Here is a 7,112-nt window from a genome sequence, read left to right on the forward strand (position 1 = left end):
TTCAATGGTGGGGGTCATAGAGAACCGCGATCTGCTAAGGGAGAACCCTTCCACTCTATCCTCTGGAAGGCCGCTCTATGAAGATTTGCCAGCCTGCGGGAGACCTCTAGACACTGCGGTTTCGACCTGAAGAGGGATCCCCGCTGCTTTCGGGGCATTTGAGGTCGGCCAAATCGTTGAGGCGACGCAGAATACCCCACCCCTGCAGAGCTTCCAGCAGGGCTTCCCGGACGACAGCCACGGTTTCTTGGTCAAGGGCGAGGCGGAGGTAGTCCACCGCTAGCCGCGTCTGCTCGGCATCCAGGTATGGCATCAAGCTCTGCAGCCGACGCACGCCCAGCAGCCGTCGGTAGGAGTCGGGGGAAGCAATGTCGCTGAGATCTCGCTCCAGTTGGGAACGCTGCCGCTCCTGGCGGCGGCTGAGCCACTCCCAAAACAGCAGCGCCAACAGGGCAAAGGTGGCTAGCCCTTGCAAAATGGCGCCCGTGGCCAGCCAGCGCTGGCTGGATTCTGCCCAGATGGAAACCACGATGTAGGTGCCCAGGGTGGCACCTGCCCCCCCGACAACAGCAAGCAGCAGGGAGCGATCGGCTTGGCGAAACCAGGCTTGCAACTCCTGCCAGCGGCGGCTGAACTCAGGGCTGCGCGCAGCATACAGCCCCAGCATTGCCCCACTGCCCACAGCTAGAGAGAGAGCTAGCCGCCAGTGCCAAAAAGCCAGCCCCGCCAAGGCCAAGCCCGACAGGGCCAAAACCCGCCATTGCGGCCCCGAGAGTAGCCACAGGGCCACCTGGGATCCCCTCTCCACTGCCCCTTTCTGAACCCGCTGCAGATACTCCCGCCAGGATCCCTGGCTGGAAGAGGGGCGACCTGACCGATCCTTCACTGTCGGTAACTCCAAGACTTCGTCCCATCTGGCCCCTGCCAAGGTGGCAAGACAGGTCAACGCTTCCTAACTATGTTCGCTTCCTAATTATGTTACTAATCATGCTCTGCCGGCAGAGCCGAGGTAGGCTTTCCACCCTTGAGTTTGCAACTGGGCGTTTTTCTCTTGCACCGCTTGCTTAAGGCTTTCCCGGTAGGCCAGCACCCGTTGTTGCAGAGCGGGATCGCCGCTGGCCAAGATCTGCACGGCCAAGAGCCCAGCGTTGTAGCCATTGCCGATGGCCACGGTGGCTACTGGGATCCCTTTGGGCATTTGCACAATCGAGTAGAGGGAGTCCAGCCCCTGTAGGGATTGGCTAAACACCGGCACCCCAATGACCGGCAGAGGAGTTAGAGACGCCACCATCCCCGGCAAGTGGGCTGCCCCGCCGGCGCCGGCAATGATGACGCGGATCCCTTGAGTATGGGCGCGGCGGGCAAAGTCCACCATCGCCTCAGGGGTGCGGTGGGCGCTGAGGATCTGCAGTTGGTAGGGGATCCCGAACTCCTCACACACCTGGGCAGCGGGTGCCAGGGTGGGCAGATCCGAATCGCTGCCCATTACGATAGCGACGAGAGGGGAGACTTCCATGAGCGGCTGGCCCGTCGTAGTCGATCCATGATCGCATAACCTAGGCCGGTGACGACCGGTGGCGGTTCGGCCAACAGCAGAGTGGCCGCTCCCTCATCCAGGCGGCGCAGGCTGGCAAAGAGGGCGCGGGCCGCCAAGTTGGGATCCGGGCCCAGACATTCTAGGGTAAAGGTGACCTCAGGCCAGTGGTGGGAGAGGCTTTCTGCCAGCAGTTCTGGTTTGGCGGCGAAACTGAGAATGCCTAGGTGCGAGTGGCCGGTGGCCAAGCGCTGCAACTGTTGCCAGTCCTCGGGCTGAAGCTGGGTAAAGGCAGTGGGCAAAAGCCAGAGGGGCTTACCGGGGGCGTAGTGGCTGCTCAGTTGGCCGGGAGCCTCTGGCCTCTCCTTGCGGTCTGGGGCAGGGGGAGAGCTGAGGGGCAAATTGAGGTGGGATGCCAAAACTTCCTGTGGGATCCCGCCGGGGCGCAACAAGGTGGGAGTGCCGTCTGGGCTGAGCTTGAGGACTGTCGATTCCACGCCTACGGCACACTCCCCCCCGTCCAAGATGTAAGGGATCCGCCCCGCCAACTCGGCGTAGACAGCCTGGGCCGAGGTGGGGCTGAGGCGGCCAAAGCGGTTGGCGCTGGGGGCAGCCAAGGGCACCTGAACTGCCTGCAGCAAAGCCTGGGCTACGGGGTGGGCCGGCACCCGCAGGGCTACGGTGGGCAAACCGCTGGTGACCAGATCCGGCACCTGCGATCCCTTAGGTAGCACCAAGGTCAGCGGCCCCGGCCAGAAGGTGTTGACGAGGGATCCCAGGCGAGCGCGAGCGGCGGGAGTAAAAGCCGCCAGATCTACCAGCCAGCCCTGCAGTGCCTCCAGATCCAACCCAGCCGGCAGATGCAGGATCAGGGGATCGAAGCGGGGGCGCTCCTTGACGGCAAAGATCTTGGCCACCGCCTGCTCGTTGAGGCCGTGGCCTGCCAGGCCGTAGACCGTTTCTGTAGGCATGGCCACCAACTGGCCCTGCCGCAGCGCTTCAGCCGCCAGGGCAAGGTGCTCAGGGGTGGGGGGGAGGATCTGGGTTTGCATGGGAGGGGATTCACGGCCCTGCGGGCAACGAGAACGGGTTTTGCCGGTCTCGGCCTCAGGGCTAGCTTCCTTCTTCAACGTGGGTGTGCAACACCTTGCCGCGCAGGGTCTTGCCCAGCCAGGAAGTAGCTTGGGAGTGAGAGCGGAGGGTAGCTGCTGAAACTGTCCAGGTATGGGCTGGATCAAAGAGCACCCAGTCACTGCCGGGATCCAGACAGGGCGGCTCCAGCCCCAGGCAGCGGGCCGGGTAGAGGCTGAGGGCCGACCAGAGCTGTAGCGCTGTTAGCAATCCCGTCTCCACCAGGTTTTGCCACAGCAGCGGCAAGGCCAACTCCAGGCCTATGGCCCCAGGAGGAGCCTCGGCAAAGGGCAGGGTTTTCTCCTCGTAGGTGTAGGGAGCATGATCCGTGGCGATGCCCAGGCTGCCGCTGCGGATCCCGGCAATAAGGGCCTCCCGGTCGGCGACGTGTGGCAGAGGAGGCAGCAGGCGCAGGTTGGGATCGTAGCCGTGCTCCAAGACGGCTTCCTCCGCCAAGAGCAGGTGCATCCAGGTGGTGCTGGCGGTAACTGGCAGCCCCTCCGTCTGAGCCCGCTGGACAAGCTCTAGACTGCGGGCTTGGCTAAGGCGCATCACATGCACCGGCGCCGGCGAGGCAACGCTGCGCATCACTTCTAGGAGGCGGGCCAAGGCGGCAGTTTCGGCACTAGTTGGGATCCCCTTCAGCCCTAGGCGCAGGGCCCACACCCCCTCGTAGAGGCTGCCCGAGCCCGCCAGGGTGGGATCCCAGGCCCAAACCAGCAGTGGTTTATTCCAAGGCCGCAAATACTCCAGGGCCCGGCGCAACAAGACCGGGGAACCTGCGGATGATGTGCTGCTAAAGGAAGTGGCAAAGCCAATGGCTCCTGCCTGGGCCAGCTCTCCCCAGGGGTTGGCGGTCTCTCCCTTGTCCTCCAAACTCAAAGCAGCCCAGGGCAGCCAGCGGGAATCCCCAGGTCGGCGGCGGTAGCGGCCCACCTGCTCCGGCTGGTTCAGCACCGGGAAAGTCGCCGTTCCCGGCAGGGGGGCAGGGAGAAGACCCACTTGGGTAAACCCCCCTGCCAGAGCTGCCGCCCCTAGAGAAGTGAGGGTCTCGCGGCCGGGGGAGAGCTCTTCGTTAGTGATCTCGCCACTGTGGGCGTACAGATCTATCAAACCTGGCCCCAGCACCCAGCCAGTAGCATCCAGGCGGGGGATGTCGGCAGGGATCCCCGTTGGCTGAGTAGCCCGGAGGCGGCCCTGCTGTAGCCACACGTCGGTCACCTCATCCCGCTGTTGCCAGGGATCCAACAGGCGCACCCCACGGAGGCAGAGATTGAGCAGGCTCAGGTCGGCAGGGAAGGTGGATCCCATCTTCCACCTCGCTAAAGCGCACCCGCTGTGGTGCAGTCGAAAATCTGGCCGGACAGGTGAGTGGTGAGGTTCAACACTTTGAGAACAGGAGCGCCGTCCTTGCCGTCGGGGTAGTCGATAACGGTAATGCCCCCATTGCCCTGCTTGAAGATCCAAAAGGCGTGGGGGGAAAGGTCGAACAACTGGCAGATGATCGCCTTGTTGATGGCGTCGTGGGCCACCACCACGGCCGTGCCTTCGGGAAATTGGGCGGCGGTGATGGCCAAAATCTCTTCCCATGCCGAGCGCGTGCGATCCCACACTTGGTACAGGTTTTCCCCGTTGGGCATTTGCACCGTGGCCGGATCCCGCTGCCAGCGCTCCAGCTCGCCTGGGTATTCGGCTTCCACCTCGCTCTGGAGCTTGCCCTCCCAATCGCCGTGGCAGATCTCCTGCAGCTCCGGCATTGGGCGCAGGATCAGGTTGGGGTGGTTGCTGCAGATGGCGTCCGCCGTGGCCCAGGGGCGCTTCAGCGGGCTGGAAAAAGCCAGGTTCAGCGGCTGATCGGCGAGAAACTCCGCCACCCTAGCTGCCTGCTCCTCGCCAGTGGCGTTGAGGGGAATATCCCGCTGCCCCTGAAAGCGCTGCTCCCGGTTCCATTGCGTCTCGCCGTGCCGCACCAGCAGGATGCGCATCCCCCGCTTGCGTTTGGGCAGAGGCTGACCCAGATGGGCAGTGATATTCAAAGATTCCAGTTGTGGCGGCGCCCCCAGGCCCTGGGGAAAGTTGAGAACGCTGATGGCGCAGTTATCTTGCCCAAGACGGTGGTAGTGAACCGGCCCCAGGCCGATGGCGGTGCTGACCAGGGCGCGGTTGATGCCGCTGTGCCCGACGACGAGAACGTTGAGGGGATGCCTTGGATCGGTTCCCCGATCAGAGGAGGTGGGGGGCGCTGACTTCACTTGCTCGGCCAGCAGTTGCCAAAACTCCTGCGCCTGCTGCCAGAGATCCCGCACCGGAAGGCGCCCCTCCAGCTCTAGCTCGTCGGGACGGTGCCGCCATAGGTGGTAATCTTCTGGGTATTTCTCCTTCACCTCGGCAAAGGTCAAGCCCTCCCAGGCCGTCAGGTCAATCTCCCGCAGGTGCTCGCTGATGGACAAAGGGATCCCCGCTCGCTCCTTGAGAATGATACGGGCGGTGTCGAGGGCACGGGAGAGAGGGCTGCAGTAGGTGTAATCCAAGGGGATCCCGGCCAGAACCTCAGCTACCCGCTGTGCCTGCGCTTCTCCATTGGGGGTGAGGCGAGAGAGATCGGAGCGGCCTTGGATGCGATTTTCGACGTTGAAGGTGCTCTCACCGTGGCGCACGAGCAGGATGCGCAGGGCAGGCTGAGCCATTGTTTGCACGGACTTACTCAAGAACACCTTCTAGAGTATCGCCTAGAGTATCGCTGTTGGACTGGGCTTGCCCTGCCAGTGGGGTTCTTTCTAGGAGTTGGGATCCCGGATTCTGGCCTCAACAGATCGGGCGGTCAAGTTTTCAATTTTGACCGCGGCAAGATCGTGGAAGAAAACACCCCCCAAGAGTTTTTCAGCAACCCCCAGGAAGAGCGTTCCCGCCTTTTTTGTCGCAGATCCTTTCCCACTAAGGGGCTACGCTTAGAGAGGCGCAAGCCGTGCCAGAAAGGCTCCCTCCGGCTCTTGGTAGAGAATTTGTCCCTGCCAGCCGTGGGCGTGGGCATAGCGCAGCAGGGTCTCCGGATCCACAAACAGCCAGGGAAAGGGATCCCCGCGCTGCCCGTTGTACTCGGCCACAAAGTTCACCACCTTGGCTTTTGCCTCGCCCGCCGCTTTCAAGTCCTTCCCCTTCTCCCAATCCTCGGCTTCAGAATCGGCTGAACTTTCTACCTGCGGCAGATCCGCCGAGCCGCCATCTTCCCTGAGGTCGCTTAGATCGGTGGAATCCACAAGCAACTGGCCGGTAGGCTGAACCCAGTGGCGGGCCAAGGTTAAAAAACGCTCCAATCCCGCCAGGGATCCCACCAGGCCGACGCCGTTCATCAGCAGCAGCAGCGTATCGAAGGGCTCCTCCGGCCCCTCCCAGGAGAACAGGTCGGCGGCAATGCGGCAGCGCACCCCCCGTTCGGCCATGATCCGCAGCGCCACGGGGGAGCGATCCAGGGCGGCCACAGCCAACCCCTCCTCCTGCAGCAGCAGGCTGTGGCGGCCTGTGCCGGCGCCAATGTCCAACACGCAACCGCGACAGAGATCCAAAGCCAGGGCCTCCACTTCCGGCAGCTCCTGGGTGAAGAACACCTCCGGCGAGACCACCTGGGGCTCCTCTGCCAGCGGGATCCCCTCGGCGCTGTAGGCGTGCAAGCGCAGGGAGCCCCTGGCCTGGCCCCGGTGCCAGTCCCACAGGGCTTGTTCGAGCGGATCCTGAGGTAAAGGGTTTTCGACAACCTCTATCATGGGAAGGGAAAGCCAGCGTCTTGACCCGATGTCGCATTGCTTGACGCCGCCGCTATCGTCCTTTTGCTGATCGCTGCAGGGGTTTGGGCCCCATCTCTGCAGGCTAACTGGGAGACTGAGCCCCAGCGTACACCCAGAAGAGCCCTCGGCAACTCCCTCTGTTCCTGTCTCCATTGTGGAGCACCTGGAGCGCCAATACCGCAACAGCCCTACCTATCGGCCCGATCCTTCGGGTATGCTTCAAGAAATTCTTGAAGATCCTTGAAGAGAGGGGTTCCAGGAGCTTCCTGAAGGTGTGAGCAGTACCCCTGCTGCCCGGATTCTGCTGTTGTTCTCTTCTTTGGGGCCCATGGTTGCCAAGTCTCCGCCACCCATCGTCTACATTGCTCTGGGGCTCCTGCTCCTCTGGGGCGGTCATCGCGCTTGGCGGGCGGGCTACCTTCGCTGGCCGCCAGGGATCTCGCTGCCGCGAGTGTCGCTGCCAGAGTTGGGCAGTAGGGCCCAGGATCTGCTCTTAACCAGCGGCGAGCGCACCCTCTTTGCCGATAGCAGCCCCGCCGCCGTGGCTGCCGCAGAGCTCATCCGCCAGGGCAATTTTGGGGCGGCGATCCCGCTTTTGGAGATGGGGCTGCAGAACAACCGCAACGACCCGGAAGCGCGCATTTTTTTGAACAACGCCCGCGCCC

At 63.2% G+C, this 7,112-nt stretch carries 6 protein-coding genes and 1 pseudogene; 1 reads left to right on the forward strand and 6 read right to left on the reverse strand.

Annotation, left to right across the window (positions count from 1 at the left end; translation table 11 throughout):
- Window positions 1–106 precede the first annotated feature (106 nt).
- The 6 genes from NW841_RS03400 to NW841_RS03425 form a co-directional block, all read right to left on the reverse strand.
- Window positions 107–946, reverse strand: a complete 840-nt coding sequence (locus tag NW841_RS03400) for a hypothetical protein (protein ID WP_414385361.1) — start codon at window positions 944–946, stop codon at window positions 107–109.
- A 39-nt stretch (window positions 947–985) separates the two neighbouring features.
- Window positions 986–1,516, reverse strand: a complete 531-nt coding sequence (gene purE, locus NW841_RS03405; protein WP_414364528.1) for a 5-(carboxyamino)imidazole ribonucleotide mutase — start codon at window positions 1,514–1,516, stop codon at window positions 986–988.
- Complete coding sequence (locus tag NW841_RS03410; RefSeq protein WP_414385362.1) at window positions 1,486–2,664, reverse strand: L-threonylcarbamoyladenylate synthase; 1,179 nt, start codon at window positions 2,662–2,664, stop codon at window positions 1,486–1,488. Before NW841_RS03410 ends, purE begins: the two co-directional genes overlap by 31 nt.
- A complete protein-coding gene (locus NW841_RS03415; protein ID WP_414385365.1) occupies window positions 2,648–3,976 on the reverse strand; it encodes a dihydroorotase in 1,329 nt (442 codons plus the stop codon). Before NW841_RS03415 ends, NW841_RS03410 begins: the two co-directional genes overlap by 17 nt.
- Before the next feature lie 11 nt (window positions 3,977–3,987).
- Window positions 3,988–5,352, reverse strand: coding sequence for a histidine phosphatase family protein (locus NW841_RS03420; RefSeq protein ID WP_414364531.1), 1,365 nt, complete (start codon window positions 5,350–5,352; stop codon window positions 3,988–3,990).
- Between the two features lie 261 nt (window positions 5,353–5,613).
- Window positions 5,614–6,426: a class I SAM-dependent methyltransferase gene (locus NW841_RS03425; RefSeq protein WP_414385366.1), complete on the reverse strand. Its 813-nt coding sequence runs from the start codon at window positions 6,424–6,426 to the stop codon at window positions 5,614–5,616.
- A 349-nt stretch (window positions 6,427–6,775) separates the two neighbouring features.
- Here NW841_RS03425 and NW841_RS03430 point away from each other — a divergent pair.
- Window positions 6,776–7,112: pseudogene (locus NW841_RS03430) on the forward strand (amino acid ABC transporter substrate-binding protein); the annotation flags it as partial.

It is taken from the genome of Synechococcus sp. H60.3 (assembly GCF_047462295.1).
Classification (GTDB): Bacteria; Cyanobacteriota; Cyanobacteriia; order Thermostichales; family Thermostichaceae; genus Thermostichus.

What these genes read in the sequence shown, in the direction of transcription:
- NW841_RS03425 (WP_414385366.1), bottom strand. Translation starts at nt 6,426, where the DNA reads ATGATAGAGGTTGTCGAAAACCCTTTACCTCAGGATCCGCTCGAACAA.
- NW841_RS03420 (WP_414364531.1), bottom strand. Translation starts at nt 5,352, where the DNA reads ATGGCTCAGCCTGCCCTGCGCATCCTGCTCGTGCGCCACGGTGAGAGC.
- purE (WP_414364528.1), bottom strand. Translation starts at nt 1,516, where the DNA reads ATGGAAGTCTCCCCTCTCGTCGCTATCGTAATGGGCAGCGATTCGGAT.
- NW841_RS03415 (WP_414385365.1), bottom strand. Translation starts at nt 3,976, where the DNA reads ATGGGATCCACCTTCCCTGCCGACCTGAGCCTGCTCAATCTCTGCCTC.